This window comes from Saccharopolyspora pogona, from assembly GCF_014697215.1.
Lineage (GTDB): Bacteria > Actinomycetota > Actinomycetes > Mycobacteriales > Pseudonocardiaceae > Saccharopolyspora > Saccharopolyspora hattusasensis.
Genome location: NZ_CP031142.1, coordinates 3,748,193 through 3,767,709, shown reverse-complemented (window position 1 = coordinate 3,767,709; position 19,517 = coordinate 3,748,193). Strand labels below are relative to the sequence as shown.

Sequence of the window (19,517 nt, the reverse complement as noted above, 5' to 3'; positions counted from 1 at the left end):
CGAGCAAACGCGGTCACGTTTGTTGGTCACGCCGTGTAGCTGTTGGTAAAGATTCGGCAACGGATTTGATCTGCGTTGAAGTGCTGTCAATCGACTTGTGTCGTTTGCGGACGGTTGTCGGATGGCTGAAAGTCGTTGCAACAAGGGCGCTGTACTTCACCGTCTACATCGGGTCGTTCAACGCCGGGGTCTTCCTCCCCTTCCTCAACCGCCTGGCCGGACACCCCGTCCACCGCCGCAAGACCGTCCAGAAGTGGCTCACCGAACACCGCTCGGACATCGAGATGCACTTCCTTCCCGGCTACAGCCCCGAGCTCAACCCCGATGAGATCCGGGGTGCCGACCTCAAACGCGCCGTGTCCACCGGCACAGCACCGAAAACCCGCGACGAGCTGGAAACAGGGGTCCGCTCCTTCCTCCACCGACTCCAGAAGCTGCCCGACCGAGTTCGCTCCTACTTCGGCAAACCCGAAGTCCGCTACGCCGCCTGACATCACATATTTGCCCTGCGCATCAATAAGACGCTTTTCAGCCTCGAACATGGCGCGTCCCTCTGGGCGCAACTGCACCACGGCCGACACCAGCTCCAGATGCGCCGCACCTGCCAGATCGACCCGCCCCAATCCACCCTCCAAGCACGACCGGAATAGGGGGCACGAGCATGTCGGCTCGTTCGAAGTCACAGAGAACGTCGTCCATCGTGACGACCGCGGCGTTCTCGATCAGGGTGCGCATGGCCGGGTGTTCCTCTCGAAAATGCGGCGGCGTCAGTGGGGTTCCTGTTTGGTGACCCAGGTGGCAATTTGCGTCCGCCTGGTGAAACCGAGCTTGGTCAGGATGTGGTCGACGTGGGAATCAGCGGTGCGGCGGGAAATCGACATTGTGGCAGCGATTTCTTTGTTGGTCTTGCCCTGCGCGACCAGCGCTGAGACTTCTCGCTCGCGTGGAGTAAGCATCGGGGTGGGCGATTCTTCGGTCGCGGAGCTTGTCGGACTCCCGGCTTTGCTCGGATCGCGGGTTATCCATGCGATGGCCTCGTCGAAGTCGAGCAGTGTGGCGAGCTCAAAGGCTTCCTGGAACGTATCTTCGCCGAGTGAGCTGCGCGCTACTGCTTCGTAATGGTCGTGTAGGCGCGCGATGTGTTTGTGGCCGGCGAGTGACGCATCGATGTTCTTCTTGATCTTGTGGGACACGCCGAACAAGGTCGCGGCCCGTGCCGCGTCACCGTCCGCGCTGGCTATGCAGGCCAGTATTTCGATACACAACGCGATCCGGAAGTGCTCGTGGAAGTCCAGCTTCAGGCGCAGACTTTCCAGTTCTGCGGCTGTGGCTTGTTGATAATCGCCCGCAAGCAGTCCGGCTATTCCCTGCGCCCATAGGGCAAGCGACCGCATCCACTGTTCGCCATAGTTCTCATCGAGGGCCGGGCATTCGCGGAACAGGGCCGCGGCGCGCTCATGATCGCCGAGGAAGGCGAGGGCCAATGCGAGCTCGATCTGGTCGTAGGCGACGGCAGCGTGATCGCCGATCAGCCGATGCCCGGCGAGAGCGTCCTCGAAGAGCGCGGCCGCCCGCGCAGGATCTTCGTTGTACAGGGCGGTGAGCCCCGAGATCTGCGCGACGTAGGCCGCCCCCGATTGGTCGCCCAGCTCCGCGGCCAACGCTCTTGCCTGATCGAGGAGGGCTGTCCCGGATGTCGCGTCGTTGAGCGCTAAATTCAAGTACCCGTTGACGTAAAGCGCTTTGACACGGACAGTATCTCGTTCCGCGGTGAGCGCCAGGAGGCGCTCCAGCCATCGACGTCCCTCGTAGACAAAGCCGCTGCTGAGCCAGAAAAATCGGAGGGAGGATGCGATCACCAGACCTGCTTGCGCTTCGCCGGGCTCGGAAGCGGAGAATTCCAACGCTTCGCGCAGGTTTGCGTGCTCGGCTCGCAACCGGGCGAAGACCGTCGTGCGTCCGGCGCTGAACCATTCCGCCTCGGCCTGGGCGACGAGGTTCCGGTAGTAGTGAAGGTGCTTGCGACGGACCGTGGTGGTCTCACCGCGTTCGACGAGGCGGTCCCGGCCGTATTCGCGGAGCGTCTCCAGCAGCCGATAACGGGTCTTGTCCGGATGCCGTTCCGTGGTCACGATCGACTTGTCGATCAAGCCCCTGATCTGATCAAGCACCTCGTCGGTCCGGATGCCGTCGCCTGAACCGATTGCTTCGGCCGCCTCCAGGGCGAACCCTGAACCGCACACGGACAGCCGTGCCCACAGCACTTGTTCGGCGGCGGAGCACAGCCGGTAGCTCCAGTCGACCATGTCCTGCAGGGTCTGCTGGCGGGTCGGCGCCGTCCGGGTTCCGCCGGTCAGCAATCGAAAACGACGATCGAGCCGGACCATGATCGTCTCGGCCGACATGAACCGAAGAGCGACTGCCGCCAGTTCGATCGCCAACGGAATGCCGTCCAGTTGTCGGCACAAACGCATGACGACGTGCGCGTTGTCCGCGTTGACGGTGAAAGCCGGATCCGCGGCTTGAGCTCGCTCCTGGAGTAGTGCGACCGCCGAGTACTGAAGGAGATTCTCCAGTTCCGGAGTACCAACTCTCTCCGGGGGAACCGAGAACGGAGCCAACTCCATGACGGTCTCGCCGGCAATGCCCAAGGGTTGGCGACTGGTGGTCACGATCCGCATCAGCGGGCACTGTTTGAGCAGCGAATGCGCGAGTTGCGCGCACCCATCGAGAACGTGCTCGCAGTTGTCCAGCAGAAGCAGCAGCGGGCGGTCGCGAAGATGTTCGGGAAGGTGCTCCAACGGCGTCACCCCGGACTGCTGTTGCAGGCCCAACGTGGCGGCTACGGTGTCGGCGACGAGTCGCGGGTCGTTGAGGTCGGCAAGCTCGATGATCCAGACACCGCCCGGGAACGACCGCCTCAGCAATGCGGCCGACCGCAACGCCAACCGGGTCTTGCCCACGCCGCCGACGCCTGTGATGGTCACCAACCGTGACGAGCTCAGGAATTTCTTGACGTCGGCCAACTCCCGCCAACGCCCCACGAAGCTCGTGAGTTCTATCGGAGGGCGTGCAGCGCTCCAGATGGGTACGGGCACCAACATAATCGATTCAGTCCGTTTGGCAATGCAGCATATCAAGTCGATATACTGCCTCTACACTATCCCAGTACTCGAATCCTTGGTCCACCAAAAGCCGAGGAGCGCGTGCGTCATTTTGCATCTGAAATCCGCTGCCTGGTCGTCGAGACCCATCAGAAGATTGCGAGCTTGCTGGGTCGTCCACGCTGCGTCGGGGACAAACGCGCTGCGATGGCAGTGCAGGTCGGTGTCGACGGATTCGCCCTGCTTCAGGCTGTTCACGGCGACCAGGCGCCGGTGTGGCGGCGGGAGATCCCCGCGGCCGTCATCCCGCGCACGGTGTGGATCAAGCAGTACCACCGCACCATCAACAACAGCGGGCAGGAGGTGGCCTGGGGGAGGAGAAAGACCTCCCGCCCAGCAGAGAACGGATCTGCTCCCCCTATGCCCCCGATGCCCGGTTTGCGACCAAGCGCGGTTGCGGCTGGGAAGGCTGCAAGATCCACGTCACCGAAACCTGCGACGACGCCGTGACCGGCCGGCCGCATCTGGTCACCAACGTCGCCAGCACCGACGCGACCGGCACCGACGTTGCTTTTGTTCGAGCAGTTCGGCATCCTTGGCCGTATCGAGGCGCAAGAGCAGAGCTGGGACGGACAGCAGCTTCCGGGTCACCTTGTATAGCAGCGACACGATCACGCCGACATGATCCCAGTGATTGCCGAGTTGGCGTCTTCACCTGCTGCGATGCTTAAACAAGCGCCACAGGTTCGGGCTTCCCGCGGCGTTGCAGCCACAAACCGAAACCGGTCATGGCCAGCCCGATGAGCCCGATCAGGGCCGACGCCACCGAGGCCGGTTTGTCTGCGATCTCCAGCATCTGCATCTTCGGCCGCGTCCGGGTGCTGACCGCTCCAGGCTCCATCGAGTCGAGCTTGAACCCTGTGTCGTAGCTCTGCGTATCGACCGCGCTGCCCCGCAATCGGTATTACCAGTTTTGATGAGCTGGCGGCCGATCTACGCAAAATTAGCCGTTCTTGGCCAGATCGGTGGGGGGATGAGCAATTTCGACGATAATTGGTATGACAAGTCTGTTGACCGCTCTGGCTTCGGTCGTTCATACTTCGTCCCCAAGCGAGGAGGCGAGACCGCTGTGCGGTCTTCGGAACCGGAGGTGAAAGTGGTGCGCAAGGTGCTCATCGCGTGTGGGGCAGCGGCTGTCCTGCTTCTGGCCGGATGTGCGGGGCCGGGGACGGACAGCGGCCACAAGATCAAGATTGGGCTGGTGACCCAGGCTTGGGACAACCCGGCCATCAAGGACATGTCGGAGGCGGCCGAGGCCGCGGCAGCCGCAAAAGGAAACATCGAGCTGCTCTCTCAAGACAGCCGAGACATGCAGGACATGGTCACCAAGCTGCAGGCGATGATCGGCCGAGGCGTTAAGGCGCTTGGCGTCGAACCGTGGGACAAACAGCAGATCATGCCGATCCTGACGCAGGCGAAGGCCGCAGGTATCCCGGTTTTCATCCTGCAGTCGGAGATCGAGGGCGCGCAAAACCGTGGCTTGGTCGTGACCTCCATCATCGGAGACGAGACGGAAGGCGGCAAGGTTGCGGGCACCTGGCTCGGCCACCACCTAAACGGTGCGGCGAAAGTCGCCGTTCTCGAGGGTGCCCCTGCTGACACGCCCGGCATCGAGCGCGCGGATGGGTTCGAGCAGGGGCTGGCTGCAGCCAACCCAGGGGCGACTGTCGTCGCCCGCCAGCCGGCAGACTGGGCACGCGACAAAGCTCTGCGCGTGATGACGGACATCCTGACCGCCCACCCCGACATAGACGCGGTGTTCGCCGACAACGACGAGATGGCCTTCGGTGCGATCTCGGCTCTCGAGACCCGCAATCTGAAGGGAAAGGTACCCGTCATCGGCTACAACGGGACCTGCATCGGCCTCCGGGCCACCTACCAAGGCACGTTCGTCGCCAACGGGATCCTCTTTCTGGACCACGTCGGTTCGGAGTTCATCAACTCGGTCGTCGCCCGCCTCGACGGGCAAGGCGTCCCGGAGAAGGTCGAGCCACCGATCACCCTGCTCACCACCGACCAGGTCAAAGAGATCTCGGGCGGCGCCAAGTCGGTCGACGTCAACGGAAAACCGTTCAATGTCGACGATGCCCTTGCCAAGCGCGTGAATGACGCAGTGGCCGGCCGCTGCTGACTACGCGACGGGAGTCTCGTGATGATCCACGCTACCGAACCGACGTCAGTGAGCCGGACAGTGCTGGCCGCCCAACAGGTCGCCAAGAGCTACGGCGGAGTCTACGCGCTGCGGGATGCCGACCTCACGGTCGCCTCCGGAGAGGTCCACGCGCTGCTGGGTGAGAATGGCGCCGGCAAGTCGACGCTCGTGAAGATCCTGACGGGAGTTCACTCCCCGGACCACGGGAACGTTCTGATCGACGGCGAGCCGGTTTCGTTCCAGTCGCCGCTCCATGCAGAGCGCCTGGGCGTCCACGCCATCCATCAGCACCTGGCCCTGGTCCGAGGTCTGAGCATCGTCGACAACTTCCTGCTGGGACGAACCGAAGCCGGCGAACGCGCCAGGCACTTCGGCTTCCTCAGCAGGCGCAAGGCCGCTCAGGTTGTCGAGCAGGCTGTGGCATCGGTGGGACTTCGTGTCGATCCGTTCACGAAGATCTCGCAGCTCTCCTTGCCGCAGGCACAGCTAGTCCAGATCGCGCGGGCGCTGACTGCCGAGGCCAAGGTTCTCGTAATGGATGAGCCGACTGCAGCACTGACTCCTGCTGATCGGGACAACCTGTTCGAGAAGCTCGATCGGCTCCGCGGCGACGGCGTCGGGCTGGTCTATATCAGCCACCGTCTCGACGAGATCACCGCGCTCTGCGACCGTGCGACCATCCTTCGGGACGGCCGGATCGTTCGCGAGATGGCAAAGGACGAGTTGACCGTCGACGCCATGATCGAGGCAATGCTGGATCGGCCCGTCCAGCAGTTGTACCCGCCCCGTGTGGCCAACCCGACCGAGGTGCCCGTTCTCCAGGTGGAGGGTCTGAAAGTCACAGGGCAGCCGCCCGTCAGCTTCATCGTCAACGGCGGTGAGGTTGTCGGCCTCACCGGTCTAGTGGACGCCGGAATGGTTCCTGTAGCGGAAGCCCTGTGCGGCAGCCGTCGGGCAGAAGCGGGCGCAGTGTCCGTAGATGGATCCACCGCCTTGCCTCGCACCGCACTCGATGGGATGCGGCACGGCATTGCACTAGTTCCGGCTGACCGCTCAGAAGCGCTGATCGCCGGCCTGAGCATCGCCGAGAACCTGGCGCTGACCTACTCGAGCCGGGCACAGATTGCCTCCCGCACCGGACGCCGGCTGCGGTGGATGTCGCGCCGCCGGACGAAGGCCAACGCGGTGCGGGCGATCGATCGGTTCACGGTCGACCCGCGACGCCCGGAACTCTCTGCTGGTTCCCTGAGCGGGGGGAACCAGCAGAAGATCGTCCTCGCCAAAGCAGTCTCGTTGTCCCCCCGCGTGCTGGTGCTTATCGAGCCCACCGCGGGCGTCGACGTAGGGAGCCGGGCACAGATCTACCAACTTCTGCGCGAGATCGCCTCTCAGGGCGTTGCGGTGCTCTTGGTGAGCTCGGACATGCAGGAGGTCTGCGGGTTGAGCGACCGGGTATGCGTGTTCCGTGCCGGCGCGATAGCAGAGGAGATCTCCGGTCCGACGACCGAACGGGAAATCATGGGTCACGCGACACGGCCTCTGGCGGGTGCCAGATGAGTGATGGCGGTGATCTGGACGGGGGTGGCTACCCGGCAACTCCACGGTTTGTTGCCACGAGCGGTCGCCGACCGCCCGCCGCATCATCGCGTCCACGCCTCGGTATGCTCCGGCCTATGGCAGGCCCACTACACGATGTTCGTGATCATGTCGTGTCGATGATCGTCGCGGGCGAACTGCTTCCCGGAGCCGCCCTCCCCGCCGAACGGGAGCTCGCGATCCGTCTCGGGGTCTCCCGCCCGCTGGTGCGTGAAGCCCTGCGGAGCCTCGAAGCCGTGAACATCGTCGAGTCCCGTCGCGGCGCTGGAACCTACGTCACGGATCTGACCCCGGAGCTCCTGCTCGCTCCGCTGACCTACGCGTTCCGGCTGGTCCACGGGTCGTACCTCGACCTCTTCCAGGTCAGACGGTTCCTCGAGCCAGCGGCGGCCGCGGAGGCAGCCAGCACGGTCAAGGAAGACAACCTGGTCGAGATGGACGAGCTGCTCAAGGCCCTCGACGAGCCCGATGAGGACACGTTCCCGGAGAACGACCTGGCCTTCCATGAATGGATCGTCCGGCAGACCGGGAACCCACTGCTCCTCAGCATCATCAGAGGCATTCGAGACCTAGAGTTCACGGTCCTCGAGGTGACCGCGGCGAACACGGTCAATCGCGAGCAGTCGCAGATCGAGCACCGCGCCATTGGGAAGGCAATCCGCGAGGGCGATCCGGAACGCGCAAAGGCGGCGATGCTTCTCCACCTCGCCCGGGTCGAAGATCAGGTCCGTAGTTCCGGCACCGAGCGCCCGGCCTCGGCCGGCGAAGCGCACTGAAGAGTCCCATCAGGTTGATCCGGCCGCATTTGGGTTCGATCCACCGGTGGTTTTGGGTAACGGTTCGGTGGTGAGAAGGTGAGATGCCCTCTTGAGCTGGGACGATTGATCTTACTGATCCATCCGTCCTAGTGAGAGGGCATCTTCTCATAGTCCGGCGCGGCTGGGCGCGGTGTTTGATGATCCGAATCTGGTCGCGGATGCCGGGCTGGTGCCGGTGGTGCGGCTGGCGGAACGCGCCCGGCTTGGTGAGCTGGTCATCGCCGCGGTGCGGCTGCGCGAGGGCAAAGCGGCCGATGTGCGTGGCGAAGCCCGGTTCGTCGCCGAGTCCTTGGCCGCCGTCGACCAAGCCGGATGCGCCGGGATGCGGATCGTGCGGGCGGATTCGAAGTTCTACACCGCTGATGTGGTCGCCGCCTGCCGTCGGCGCGGGGCGTATTCCTCGCTGTCGACCGGCATCAGTCGACGACGACCCCGGCAGCGCCTAACGCACGCGCCACCATGTGGCCGCCCATTGCCCTCTTCTCGGAGGTGACGGTGCCGATCGCGTCGAAGTCGTTGCCAACCGCCTCATTGAACACCCCGCGCGCCACCCGTTCGGTGGACGCGGTGAGGAGCGCCTCGAGGCTGGGCAGCCGGAATGGCCGATCCGCCACGCCGAAAGCAACTGCGCGCCCGCGCTCCTGAGCACCCTCAGCCGGCAGAGTCAACGCCGCCCCTGCCTCTGCGAAGTCGCCGTGTCGGGGCGCGAACTCCTCAAAGCCCCATCGGCCGCCGGCGTTAGGAACCTCGAAATCCAGCCGGGTGAGGATCTCGTCCTCCTCGATGCCCGTACTTAGATAGCCGGTGAAGAAGTCGCCGGCATTCTCGACACGGCCACCGCGAACGGACCTCAGCGTGATCCGGGCGTCCGCCAGGACCATCGTCGCCGCTATTTCCGCGGACGGGTCTGCGTGCACCACGCTGCCGCCAATCGTGCCCCGCGAACGGATTTGGACGTGGCCCACCCAGCTCGCTGCTGCGGACAGCAACGGCCAGGCGTCGCGCACCGCGGGTGAGCGTGCGATCCAGCCAGTCGTGGTCGTTGCCCCCAGGCTGAAACTCTGGTCGTTGACAGTCCGCTCGGACAGCTCTGCGACGTTGCCGATGTCCACCAACACCGGCGGACGAACGAGGCGGTAATTCAACATCGGGATGAGGCTCTGACCCCCCGCGAGCACCTTGCCGCCTTCTTCTGCGCACTCCGCAAGATCATCGAGCGCCAGCTTGAGGGTGGTCGGTGCGCGATACAGGAACGGCGACGGCTTCATGCCCCATGACGGTACTCGTTGGACTGACCAATGTCACGATTTTGAGCCCTTTTTCTGCGAATAAGGCCGTTTATTTGATCACAGATCTCAAAATCGGTAAGGCCAATTTCTTGACGAAGGGGACCTAGCCGTGGTCCTATGCAGGCCCCACCCGGCTGTGCACACCCCAGTAAGGAGGAGCTGGTGAGCGCTACCCAACTGCCACCGACGCAGTCAGTCGAATCGACCTCGGCACCCGCTCAGAAGCGCCGCCCCGTCTGGTTACGCGTCGTCGCGTCGCCGATTGCCGGAACCTCCATGGCGTTGATCGCGGTCTGCTGCGTCTTGTCGGCCATCGCGCCAGACTTCGCCACCGTCGGGAACGTCCTCAACGTCCTGCTCGCGGCGTCGACGCTGACGATCCTGGCCTGTGGTCTGACCGTTTCTCTGATCGCAGGCGAGATCGACCTCTCGGTCGGCTCGGTCGAAGCGCTGACGGGTTCGGCGGCTGCGGTCATGATCGTGGCCTACGGCATTCCGTGGCCGCTGGCCATCGTCGGCGGCATCGCCGTCGGCGCTGCCGCCGGACTCGTGAACGGCATCGTCGCCACGAGGTTCTCGGTTCCCTCATTCGTCGCATCACTCGCCATGCTGAGCGTTGCCAGTGGTGCGGCCAACCTGTTGACGAACGGCACCTCGGTGTTCGGCCTCGGTAGCCAGTTCGGCTACCTCGGCACTGGAAAGGTCCTCAGCATTCCGGTCCCGGTTGTCATCGCCGGCGTCGTGGCGCTCGGCCTGGCGGTCACGCTCCGCAAGACCAGCTTCGGCCTCGACGTCTACGCCGTCGGCGGCAACCGCGAGGCAGCACGCCTTTCCGGCGTCAGCATCTCCAGTGTCAAGGTCCGAGTGCTGGTCCTCAGTGGCGCGCTCGCCGGCCTGGCCGGCCTCATCATCGCTGCGCGACTCGACTCCGGCTCGGGCACCGTCGGTACCCAGGACCTGATGGCAGCCATTGCGGCAGTCGTCATCGGCGGCACCTCCCTCAACGGAGGAATCGGCAGCATCGGTGGCTCCGTCGTCGGAGCGCTGCTCATCGCGACCATCCAGAACGGCCTGGTCCTCATGGACATCACCGCGTTCTGGCAACAGGTCGCCATCGGCTCACTCATCCTCATCGCCGCCCTGCTCGAGCGGCTGTCCAAACTGACCATCGGAGGCAAGCCAGCATGACCACGCACCAGCAGCACGACCTCGTCATTCGCGGCGGCACTGTCGTCAACGCCGACGAGATGGCCGTCGGCGATGTCGCCGTCCGCGAGGGCAAGGTCGTCCAGGTCGGCATCGTCGACGGCTCTGGTGCCGATGAAGTCGACGCCACCGGTTGTCTCGTGGTTCCGGGCGCCATCGACGTCCACACCCACTTCCACCACTGGGTGGGCTACGTCGGCTCGCACAACGCCGACGACTACGATTCCGGCACCCGTGCCGCAGCCGCGGGCGGCATCACCACCATCGTCAACTACGCCTTCCAGGAGGAAGGCGAAACGCTGATGACCGCCATCGAGCGCGACCTCGAGCTGGCGAAGACGACCGCGAACATCGACTACGGCCTCCACGTCGTCGTCACGGACAACGCCGAGAAGGCCGTCGCCGAGTTCCCCCAGGTCGTCAAGGCCGGTGTGACCAGCGTCAAGGTGTTCGGTGCAGTCTCCGGGTTTCAGCTGCCCGACGCCGGCATCCTCGAGGTACTCCGGGCGGCCCGCGACGCCGGCATGATCGTCAACGTCCACGCCGAGGACGGCGCACTCATCGACTTCCTCACCCGCACGTTCGAACAGCGCGGTGACCTCGGAGTCGAGTTCCTGCCCCAGGCGAGGCCGCCTCAGGCGGAGGCGATCGCCACTCGCAAGATTGCAGAGTACGCGGCGCTCCTCGAAGCGCCCGTGTACTTCGTGCACCTGAGCACCGCAGGAGCACTCGAAGCCGTCCGCGATGCCCGCAAGAAGTTCGACCAGATCTTCGTCGAGACGCGTCCGGTGTACCTGTTCCTAGAGCAGAGCGTCTACGAGCTGCCGAACAAGGAGGGCAACAAGTACGTCTGCCTCCCGCCGATCCGATCCAACACCGATTCCGAGGCGCTGTGGGAGGGTCTCCAGGCCGGCGAGATCCAGACCTATGCGACCGACCACGCTCCTTGGAAGGCCGAGCAGAAACTTGCCGAAGCGCCGTTCTGGCGGATCCCCGCCGGCGTCTCGAACCTTCAGACCAGCGTACCGATGCTGTTCTCCGAGGGAGTGCAAAAGGGCAAACTCGACGCCTGCCAATTCGTGGCGCTCACCTCCACCAACCCGGCCAAGCTCTTTGGCATGCATCCCGCCAAGGGGGTTATTGCGCCGGGTGCAGACGCCGACATCGCGGTGATCGACCCCGCGGAGATCCGCCGGCTCACCGTCGGCGAGATGCACTCCAATGCCGACTACGATCCGTACGAGGGGTATGAGTGCCACGGCTGGCCGCGACTGGTCTTCTCGCGCGGCGACCTGGTCGCTGAGCGCGGCAACGCCCTGCACAGCCCGGGACGCGGCAAGTACATCCGCCGGGACACCAACAACTACGATGTCTGAGACGCTCGCCAAGGACACCACCGTGGGCGTCGTCCAGACCCCCGCGGGTGGCATCGAACCGCCAGCCGTGCTCGACCTCGGGCGCACCCTCAGGCGGCACGACCTGCTCGTCTTCCCCGAGATGGCGAACACGCCGTACTTTCCCCTGGCCGGCGTCGACCCACGGTACGTGCCAGGGCGGCAGGCGTTCCCGCTGGAGCAGGTCCTCGACCCTTACCAGGTCCTGGCCAGGCGCTTGGCAAGCAACATGGTCGTTGGGGTGTGCTTCACCGATGGTCGGCGCGTCCGCAACGCGGCGGTCGTGCTCGACCGGCAAGGCGGACTGGTCGAAGGCAAAGGCATCACCACCGGCAACTTCCGCGCCGTCTACGACAAGACACACCTGTGCAACGTGCGTGGCTACGGGTCGACGTTCGTCGAGGACGACCATTTCCATGCCGGGCCCGAGCTGCTGACCTGGGATCTCGACTTCGCCCGCATCGGCGTGCTCATCTGCTACGACCGGCACTTCCCCGGCGCGTGGGCGACGCTCACGGCGAACTCGGCCGACATCGTCGCCGTCCCCACCGCGTCGCCCGAGGGAACGAAACCGATATTCGCAGCCGAGATGCAAGCCATGGCGCTCCAGCAGAGCGTCATCGTGGCAGTCGCCAACCGGCACGGACGTGAAGCCCTCGGCAAGAGCGACGTCAGCTACCTCGGCCAGTCCATGGTCATCGGGTCTGACGGACTCATCGTCCAGATCGCCGGCGCTGGATCGGCGAGCACTGCGACCGGGACCTTCGCGGGGACCGCGGTCGCAACCACGGCCCGCGCCATGGGCATGCGCGGCGCACAACGACCGGACCTCTACACATACCGCCCGACGAGCTGAACGAGGAGGCACAGAGAACATGACCAACACCCGAGTCGCCGACATCATCGGTCAAATCCTCGAGGACCAGGGGATTGACACCTTTTTCATGCTCACCGGTGGCGACCCCGCCCTGTGGACCGCGTTCCAGCAACGCGGGATCCGGATGATCCCCTGCCGTAGCGAGCAGGGCGCCGTGTACATGGCCGACGGCTACGCGCGCATTACCGGCCGGCCGACTTTCGTCTACGGCCAGCACGGCCCCGGATCCGCGAACGTCGCCGCCGCCTTGGCCGACGCGTACTGGGCCATGAGTCCCGTCGTCTCCCTCACGAGCTCCGTGCCAGCCGCCACCCGCGACCGTCACGAGTACCAGCTGCTTGACCAGCTCGCGCTCCACCAGCCCGTGACCCACTGGGCAGGCGAGGCCCGCCAGGGCGACCACGTCCGGCGCATGCTCCTGCGCGCGATGCACGAGGCGGTCTGCGCGCCCGGCCCGACGCACCTCGACGTGCCCCGGGACGTGATTGGTGAGACGACTGCGCCGGAGGCCGCCACCGCGGTGCCGACGACCCGGCTGACCGCCCCGATGTATCGGCCGCTTCCGTCCGCGGACGTGATCAACTCAATGGTTGACGCGCTGGCCTCCTCTCGCCGCCTGGTGATCCTTGCCGGGTCCGGCGCACGCGTCTCTGGAGTCAGCCACGAGATCGCCGAGCTGGCCGATCTCCTCCAGGCCCCGGTTGTGACCTCGATCGGCGGTAAGGGCACCATCGCCGACAGCCACCGGCTCAGCGCCGGCGTCGTCGGCCGGTACGCGGCACCGATCTCCAACCGGATCGCTCGAGAGGCAGACCAGGTGCTGGTTTTGGGCAGTCGCACCGGATCGGTGACCAGCGACTCCTTCACCCTGTTCGAGGACGTCCGTCTGATCCGCGTCGATACCGCCACCGGCTCCCTCGACCCGGCGGCCGATCTCAACGTGCTCGGCGATGTGAAGGCCACCGTCGCCGTTTTGGTCGAGGCGCTCGCCGCCCACGCAGAACGCGCCACGGTCCTTCGCGACCACACATGGGTGGCCGAGTGTGTCGACGCCGTCGCCACGTGGCGAGCGTGCTCCCTGAACACCCCCAACACCAGCACCGAGCACATGCACCCTCGCGAGGTCGTCTCGACGATCGCGGCCGAGCTGGACGGCACGGACGTCATCGTCGCGGACACCGGCTACATGGCCGCATGGGCAGGCGTGCTCTACCCGCAGCGGACGACGGGCGCGACCTTCCTCCGTGCCGCCGGCTCGCTCGGCTGGGCCATCCCGGGCGCCCTCGGCGCGCAGCTCGCCGCACCGGATCGGCGGGTCGTGTGCATCACCGGAGACGGAGGCGCCGGCTACAACCTCACCGAGCTAGAGACGGCCGCTCGCGTGGGCATCCCGGCCACGATTGTGGTCATGAACAACGGCACCCTGGCCTTCGAGTACCACCTGCAGAAGTATGTCGAGGGCAACATCATCCCCGAGATCAACGACTTCGGTGACGTGAGCTACTCCGATGCGGCATCCGCCCTCGGTGCCCGCGGCGTCACCGTGCGGACGCCCGCCGAGCTTGCGCACGCGCTGAGGGAGGCGGACGCGAGCCGCGCTCCGACGCTGATCGATGCACGGATCGACCCCGAGGCGATCGCACCCGTGACCTCGTACGCTGCGCGCATGCCGATGCCGACCAGCGCGTGAGGAAGGGTGGGCAGCCGGAATGAGAATTACCGTCGAGGTCAACGGACTCACACGCGAGTCGAACGTGGAACCGCGAACCCTCCTCTCGGACTACCTTCGGCACGAGCTTGGGCTCACTGGTACTCATGTCGGCTGCGAGCACGGCGTTTGCGGCGCGTGCACTGTCCTCGTCGACGGTGAGGCAGTTCGTTCGTGTCTCACTCTCGCGGTGCAGATGTCAGGCCGGTCAGTGCGAACCGTCGAGGACTTGGTACCTCCCGGGCAGGACCTGAACGACATCCAGGTGGCGTTCCGGAAGCACCACGCTCTCCAGTGCGGGTTCTGCACGCCGGGGATCCTCATGTCGCTGGCCGCCGAACAGAACCGTCCTGCCCCATGCCGGGCGGACGCACTGGACAGCGTGCGGGGACACATCTGCCGGTGTACCGGATACCGGGGTATCAAGCGAGTCGTCGAAGAGATCTTCGCCGAGTCCGATGCGGAGAACACGCCATGACGGGAACAACCGCAGGTAAGGGGACCGGCAAGCCGATGGAGCGGGTGGAGGATGAACGCCTGCTGCGCGGTCTGGGAACCTACGTCGACGACCTGGCCATGCCCGGGACCCTGCACGCCTACTTCGTCCGATCGGTGCACGCCAACGCCCGAATCACCTCGATCGACGTCGAGCAGGCCAGGCGGCTGAGGGGCGTCCACGCCGTGTGGACCGGGCACGATCTCGGTGAGCTCAACGGCCCGTTGCCATTGCTCGGCCCACACCCGGACCTCATCGCGCCGCGGACGCAGCTGCCCCTGGCTGTGGACCGAGTGCGGTACGTCGGCGAGGCAATCGTCATGGTCATCGCCGACAGCCGATATCGGGCCGAGGATGCGGCCGAACTCGTCGAGATCCACTACGAGCCACTCCCCGCCGTGGTCGAGTTCACTGACGCCGACCGTGGGATGGTTCACGACGACATTGCTGACAACGTTGCGGCTGTGGTCCACCAGTCTCGAGGCGACGTTGACACCGCGCTGGCCTCCGCGCCGCACAAGCTCACCCTTGACCTGGAGATCGAGCGCAGCGGCGGCATGCCCATGGAAGGCCGGGGGGTGCACGCCAAGTGGGACCGGCGTACCCGCCGCCTGCACGTGTCCGACTCGACCCAATCACACGTGGCCATCCGGCAAGGGCTTAGCCGGATCCTCGACCTCCCGCTCGACCAACTGGAGGTTGTCGCACCGGACGTCGGCGGTGGCTTCGGCACCAAGATCATGCTGTTCTACCCCGAGGAGGTGCTCGTCCCGCTCGCGGCCATGCGCCTCGAGGAAACCGTGGCCTGGACCGAGGACCGGTACGAGCACTTCATTAGCGCCAATCAGGAACGCGGCCAGGTTCACCGGGCCACGGTGGGCTATGACGACGACGGCAAGCTACTGGCGGTACGAACAGCATTCGTCCATGACACCGGCGCCTACATCCCGTACGGGATCGCGGTGCCAGCCGTGACCGGAACACACCTGCCCGGCCAGTACCACGTTCCGAACTATGAATTCACCGGCCAGGTCGTCTACACCAACAAGCCGCCCGTCAGCCCGTACCGCGGGGCCGGCCGCCCACAGGGTGTGTTCGTGATGGAGCGGCTCATCAGCGCGATGGCGAAGTCACTGGGTCTCGAGCCCAGCGAAGTCCGTCGCCGCAATTTCATCCCGGATGACGCGTTCCCCTACGACACCGGCCTCGACCTGCACGACGGGAGTCGCGCGATCTACGACAGCGGCCGGTACGCCGAGGGCTTCCAACTCGCTATGAGGCACGCCGACCTGACCGCTTTCCGCGCCCGGCAGAAGCAGCACCGGAGCGAGGGACGATTCACCGGAATCGGGTCGGCAACCTATGTCGAGGGTACCGGCGTCGGCCCGTACGAAGGCTGCACCGCCGCGCTCAACCCGAACGGCCGGATCGTCGTCGACGTGTCCGTACCCTCCCAGGGACAGGGACACGCGACCACGTTCGCCCAGTTGGCCGCGGACGTCCTCCGCTGCGATCCCGCCAACGTTGTCGTTCGGGCAACATCAGGCGGCGCCGGCGCAGTGGGCCACGGAACTTTCGGCAGTCGCGCCGCCGTGATGGCCGGCAACGCCGTGGCCGCGGCGGCCACGAACCTGCGCCGGCAGATCCTCGCAACGGCAGCAGAGTTCTTTGAGTGCTCCGCCGAAGACCTGTCCATCGACAACGGATTCGTCCAGGTCACGGGGACCGGCGCGCGCCTCTCTCTGGCAGACCTCGCCACCGGAGTCAACCCGATCCGGTACCCTGCCGTACCTGAGACATCAACGCCGTGGACCGGTGGCAGCGCGCCGCCGATCGCCCTGGCAGCCACCGAGTACTTCTGCAACCGACAGTGGGTGTTCGGCTTCGGCGCCCACGTCGCCGAGGTGGAAGTCGACATCGCCACTGGCAAGACGACCCTGCTCAACTACGTCATCGTCCACGACTGTGGCCGGGTGCTCAACCCACTCGTCGTCGACGGCCAGATCCTGGGCGGGCTCGTCCAAGGCATCGGTGGCGCGCTCCTGGAACTCTTCACCTTCGACGCCGCCGGCCAGCCCACCACGACCAGCTTCCTCAACTTCCGGCTGCCCACCATCGACGACCTGCCGCCCCTCGTCCTGGACGAGATGCAGACTCCGTCGCCGTGGAACCCGCTGGGTATCAAGGGCACGGGAGAGGCCGGAATCATCCCGGTCGCAGCTGCGATCGCCGAAGCGATCGAAGACGCACTCGAACCCCTCGGGGTGTCCGTGACCCGAATGCCGATGACCCCGGAACGGATGCGGCACCTCATCGCGACAACGACCACTCAACAGAAGGAATCGTGACCGTGGAGCTCATGCACGAGTTCGACATCGCCGCACCACCGGACACCGTCTTCGACTTCCTGCTCGATGCGCCGAGCGTCGTCACCTGCGTCCCCGGCGTCACCATCGACGAGGTCGTCGACGAGTCGACGTTCGAGGGAAGCCTCAAGGTCAAGGTCGGTCCCGTGACGGTGCGCTACCGGGGAAGCGGCTACATCACAGCCGTTGACAAAGACAAGCGGGTCGCCACAATCCGTGCCGAGGGCGAAGAACAAGGAGCAGCCGGCACGGTAGCGGCCACGATGGAGATGTCGGTGGTCGAAGTCGAGCGGCAGTCGCGCGTCACCATCCGCACCGACCTCGCGATCGTCGGCCGCGTCGCCACGATGGGCCGCGGAGTGCTCCAACAGGTCAGCAACCAGCTGGTCGGCCAGGCAGCCCGGAAAATCGAGAGCCGAGTCCTGTGCTCTGAACAGGGACCATCCACCGGGATCGACGCGCAGGCACCGGCAGCGAAGTCCGTCGCTGCTGTGCCCTCCTCATCACCTGGCAGTACCGAACTTGCTGTCGGCGCCCTCCTCAAGGGGGTGGTCGTGAGCTGGCTGCTCAAGACCTGCAGCAAGTTGCTGTTCAACGTCGAGCGGTTCGCCGCCCGTACCCGCGAAAGGATCGATGGATGAGCCTGACCGCGATGCACTGGATCGACGGAGCGCTGTACGAAGGTCATGGCACGAGGGAGATGCCGATCCTGAACCCGGCGAGTGGAACCTCGACCGGTCAGCTGTGCCTCGCCGATGGCGCCGACGTTGACGCCGCGGTCGCATCAGCTGCGGCGGCCTTCCCGGCTTGGCGAGACACGTCGCTCGCGAGGCGGACCTCGGTCCTGTTCGCCTTCCGTGAACTGCTCAACGAGCGCAAGGGACAGCTCGCGGAGATCATTACGCGCGAACATGGCAAGGTCCTCAGCGATGCGATGGGTGAGGTCGCCCGGGGCCAGGAGGTCGTCGAATTCGCCTGCGGGGCACCGCACCTGCTCAAGGGCAGCTTCACCGCCAACGCGAGCACGCGGGTCGACGCACAGTCTATTCGGCAGCCCGTGGGGCCGGTCGCGATCATCGCGCCCTTCAACTTCCCCGCCATGGTCCCGATGTGGTTCTTCCCGCTGGCGCTCGCCGCCGGAAACTCCGTGATCTTGAAGCCGAGTGAGAAGGCGCCGAGTGCGTCGTTGTGGATGGCTGAGCTCTGGAAGGAGGCGGCGCTCCCGGATGGTGTCTTCAACGTCCTTCAGGGTGACAGGGTCGCGGTGGACGGCCTGCTCGATCACCCTTCGGTCCGCGCCGTCTCGTTCGTCGGGTCGACCCCTGTCGCGCGTTACGTCTACGAGCGGGGTACGGCCGCCGGCAAGCGTGTTCAGGCCCTGGGTGGGGCGAAGAACCACATGGTCGTCCTGCCTGACGCTGACATCGAGTCCGCGGCAGACGCGGCGGTAGGCGCCGGCTTCGGGTCTGCCGGACAGCGCTGCATGGCTATCAGCGTGGTGGTCACCGTCGGTGATGTTGCCGACGAGTTCGTCGGCAAGCTCAAAGAGCGTATGGCCAGGCTCGTCATCGGAGACGGCATGTCCGACAGTGACATGGGCCCGGTCATTTCCGCCGAAAGCCGCGATCGCGCCGTCAGCTACATCGGGGCAGGGGTCGCGCAAGGTGCGAGCCTCGAGGTCGATGGACGCGATGTGTCGCCCAAAGGCGACGCGGACGGCTATTGGGTCGGCCCCACGCTGTTCGACCACGTCACCCCGGAGATGACGATCTACCAGGACGAGATCTTCGCGCCGGTGCTGGCGGTCGTGCGCGTGAGCACCTACGAGGAAGCCGTGAAAATCGTCAACGACAATCCCTATGGCAACGGGGTTGCCATCTTCACCAAGAACGGTGGAGCGGCACGTAGGTTCCAGACCGAGATCGAGGTCGGGATGGTCGGGGTGAACGTGCCCATCCCGGTCCCGATGGCCTACTACTCGTTCGGCGGCTGGAAGGCATCGCTGTTCGGCGACACCCATGCCCACGGAATGGACGGGATCCACTTCTTCACCCGGCAGAAGACCGTGACGACCCGGTGGCTGGACCCGTCCGAACAGCACGGCGTAGACCTCGGGTTTCCCGCCGACACAGTGACCGGGGTGGCATAACCTGTGGGGCTCGGTTATTCATCGCTGCTGGCCAAAAGGCCACAGGCCGGCGCGTAGGGCTGCAACCGTGCTCGGATGATCGTGTCGTTCCTGTACCAGGTAACTCGGCGTCTTCTCTCCGTCCCGGCAGTGCTACTTCGGCGGGACACCGCGAAGGATGCCGAGCTCCTTGTCCTGCGGCATGAAAACGCCGTGCTACGGCGCCAATTGCGAGGACCAATTCGGCACGAGCCTGCGGATCGCCTGTGGCTTGCGGCCCTGTCCTCGCTGATCCCCCGCCGCCGCTGGGCAAAGGTCTTCCC

The 19,517-nt window shown here is 65.4% G+C and carries 17 protein-coding genes and 1 pseudogene; 14 read left to right on the top strand and 4 right to left on the bottom strand.

Translation table 11 applies throughout. From position 1 onward, the window contains the following. The first annotated feature begins 104 nt into the window (after nt 1–104). Nucleotides 105–491: a transposase gene (locus DL519_RS16915; protein ID WP_190816208.1), complete on the top strand. Its 387-nt coding sequence runs from the start codon at nt 105–107 to the stop codon at nt 489–491. Between the two features lie 276 nt (nt 492–767). Here DL519_RS16915 and DL519_RS16910 read toward each other — a convergent pair whose 3' ends face one another. The 3 genes from DL519_RS16910 to DL519_RS48735 all read right to left on the bottom strand — a co-directional run bounded on the left by DL519_RS16910 (nt 768) and on the right by DL519_RS48735 (nt 3,966). Beyond that, nucleotides 768–3,026 carry a LuxR C-terminal-related transcriptional regulator gene (locus tag DL519_RS16910; RefSeq protein ID WP_190816206.1) on the bottom strand — a complete coding sequence of 753 codons (2,259 nt, stop codon included), beginning with the start codon at nt 3,024–3,026 and terminating at the stop codon, nt 768–770. 332 nt (nt 3,027–3,358) lie between these two features. Then, a complete protein-coding gene (locus DL519_RS16905; RefSeq protein ID WP_190816204.1) occupies nt 3,359–3,628 on the bottom strand; it encodes a hypothetical protein in 270 nt (89 codons plus the stop codon). A gap of 203 nt (nt 3,629–3,831) precedes the next feature. Then, nucleotides 3,832–3,966 (bottom strand): hypothetical protein, encoded by a 135-nt coding sequence (locus DL519_RS48735; RefSeq protein WP_263399657.1) that lies wholly within the window; start codon nt 3,964–3,966, stop codon nt 3,832–3,834. Between the two features lie 171 nt (nt 3,967–4,137). Here DL519_RS48735 and DL519_RS16895 point away from each other — a divergent pair, with 171 nt between their 5' ends. From DL519_RS16895 to DL519_RS16880, 4 genes are all read left to right on the top strand, one after another. Further along, entirely contained in the window at nt 4,138–5,295 is a 1,158-nt protein-coding gene (locus tag DL519_RS16895) for a sugar ABC transporter substrate-binding protein (RefSeq protein ID WP_190816200.1), read from the top strand. Between the two features lie 60 nt (nt 5,296–5,355). Beyond that, nucleotides 5,356–6,873: a sugar ABC transporter ATP-binding protein gene (locus DL519_RS16890; RefSeq protein ID WP_190816199.1), complete on the top strand. Its 1,518-nt coding sequence runs from the start codon at nt 5,356–5,358 to the stop codon at nt 6,871–6,873. After that, on the top strand, nt 6,771–7,688 hold the full coding sequence (locus DL519_RS16885) for a FadR/GntR family transcriptional regulator (RefSeq protein WP_317891370.1): 918 nt from the start codon (nt 6,771–6,773) through the stop codon (nt 7,686–7,688). The genes DL519_RS16890 and DL519_RS16885 overlap by 103 nt, the downstream gene beginning before the upstream one ends. A gap of 172 nt (nt 7,689–7,860) precedes the next feature. After that, on the top strand, nt 7,861–8,223 hold the full coding sequence (locus DL519_RS16880; protein WP_190816195.1) for a hypothetical protein: 363 nt from the start codon (nt 7,861–7,863) through the stop codon (nt 8,221–8,223). Here DL519_RS16880 and DL519_RS16875 read toward each other — a convergent pair. After that, nucleotides 8,147–8,998: an FAD binding domain-containing protein gene (locus DL519_RS16875; RefSeq protein ID WP_190816193.1), complete on the bottom strand. Its 852-nt coding sequence runs from the start codon at nt 8,996–8,998 to the stop codon at nt 8,147–8,149. The genes DL519_RS16880 and DL519_RS16875 overlap by 77 nt on opposite strands. Nucleotides 8,999–9,181: 183 nt before the next feature. Between DL519_RS16875 and DL519_RS16870 the strand changes: the two genes are divergently transcribed. The 9 genes and pseudogenes from DL519_RS16870 (at nt 9,182) to DL519_RS16835 (ending at nt 19,215) form a co-directional block, all read left to right on the top strand. Then, nucleotides 9,182–10,207, top strand: a complete 1,026-nt coding sequence (locus DL519_RS16870) for an ABC transporter permease (protein ID WP_190816191.1) — start codon at nt 9,182–9,184, stop codon at nt 10,205–10,207. After that, a complete protein-coding gene (gene hydA / locus DL519_RS16865) occupies nt 10,204–11,601 on the top strand; it encodes a dihydropyrimidinase (protein ID WP_190816188.1) in 1,398 nt (465 codons plus the stop codon). Before DL519_RS16870 ends, hydA begins: the two co-directional genes overlap by 4 nt. Continuing rightward, nucleotides 11,594–12,475 (top strand): carbon-nitrogen hydrolase family protein, encoded by an 882-nt coding sequence (locus tag DL519_RS16860; protein ID WP_190816186.1) that lies wholly within the window; start codon nt 11,594–11,596, stop codon nt 12,473–12,475. Before hydA ends, DL519_RS16860 begins: the two co-directional genes overlap by 8 nt. A 19-nt stretch (nt 12,476–12,494) precedes the next feature. Continuing rightward, a complete protein-coding gene (locus DL519_RS16855; protein WP_190816184.1) occupies nt 12,495–14,186 on the top strand; it encodes a thiamine pyrophosphate-binding protein in 1,692 nt (563 codons plus the stop codon). A 19-nt stretch (nt 14,187–14,205) separates the two neighbouring features. Further along, a pseudogene (locus DL519_RS46630) lies at nt 14,206–14,370 on the top strand ((2Fe-2S)-binding protein); the annotation flags it as partial. 45 nt (nt 14,371–14,415) lie between these two features. After that, on the top strand, nt 14,416–14,682 hold the full coding sequence (locus tag DL519_RS46625; RefSeq protein WP_223840303.1) for a 2Fe-2S iron-sulfur cluster-binding protein: 267 nt from the start codon (nt 14,416–14,418) through the stop codon (nt 14,680–14,682). After that, a complete protein-coding gene (locus tag DL519_RS16845) occupies nt 14,679–17,048 on the top strand; it encodes a xanthine dehydrogenase family protein molybdopterin-binding subunit (RefSeq protein ID WP_190816182.1) in 2,370 nt (789 codons plus the stop codon). Before DL519_RS46625 ends, DL519_RS16845 begins: the two co-directional genes overlap by 4 nt. Further along, a complete protein-coding gene (locus tag DL519_RS16840; protein ID WP_190816180.1) occupies nt 17,045–17,707 on the top strand; it encodes an SRPBCC family protein in 663 nt (220 codons plus the stop codon). The genes DL519_RS16845 and DL519_RS16840 overlap by 4 nt, the downstream gene beginning before the upstream one ends. Then, nucleotides 17,704–19,215, top strand: coding sequence for a CoA-acylating methylmalonate-semialdehyde dehydrogenase (locus tag DL519_RS16835; protein WP_190816178.1), 1,512 nt, complete (start codon nt 17,704–17,706; stop codon nt 19,213–19,215). The genes DL519_RS16840 and DL519_RS16835 overlap by 4 nt, the downstream gene beginning before the upstream one ends. Nucleotides 19,216–19,517: the final 302 nt, after the last annotated feature.

Excerpts from the sequence above, each read along its gene's own strand:
- DL519_RS48735 (WP_263399657.1), bottom strand. The coding sequence starts at position 3,966 with ATGCAGATGCTGGAGATCGCAGACAAACCGGCCTCGGTGGCGTCGGCC.
- DL519_RS16875 (WP_190816193.1), bottom strand. The coding sequence starts at position 8,998 with ATGAAGCCGTCGCCGTTCCTGTATCGCGCACCGACCACCCTCAAGCTG.
- DL519_RS16885 (WP_317891370.1), top strand. The coding sequence starts at position 6,771 with ATGCGTGTTCCGTGCCGGCGCGATAGCAGAGGAGATCTCCGGTCCGAC.
- DL519_RS16895 (WP_190816200.1), top strand. The coding sequence starts at position 4,138 with ATGAGCAATTTCGACGATAATTGGTATGACAAGTCTGTTGACCGCTCT.
- DL519_RS16905 (WP_190816204.1), bottom strand. The coding sequence starts at position 3,628 with ATGCGGCCGGCCGGTCACGGCGTCGTCGCAGGTTTCGGTGACGTGGAT.
- DL519_RS16845 (WP_190816182.1), top strand. The coding sequence starts at position 14,679 with ATGACGGGAACAACCGCAGGTAAGGGGACCGGCAAGCCGATGGAGCGG.
- DL519_RS16860 (WP_190816186.1), top strand. The coding sequence starts at position 11,594 with ATGTCTGAGACGCTCGCCAAGGACACCACCGTGGGCGTCGTCCAGACC.
- hydA (WP_190816188.1), top strand. The coding sequence starts at position 10,204 with ATGACCACGCACCAGCAGCACGACCTCGTCATTCGCGGCGGCACTGTC.
- DL519_RS16855 (WP_190816184.1), top strand. The coding sequence starts at position 12,495 with ATGACCAACACCCGAGTCGCCGACATCATCGGTCAAATCCTCGAGGAC.
- DL519_RS16835 (WP_190816178.1), top strand. The coding sequence starts at position 17,704 with ATGAGCCTGACCGCGATGCACTGGATCGACGGAGCGCTGTACGAAGGT.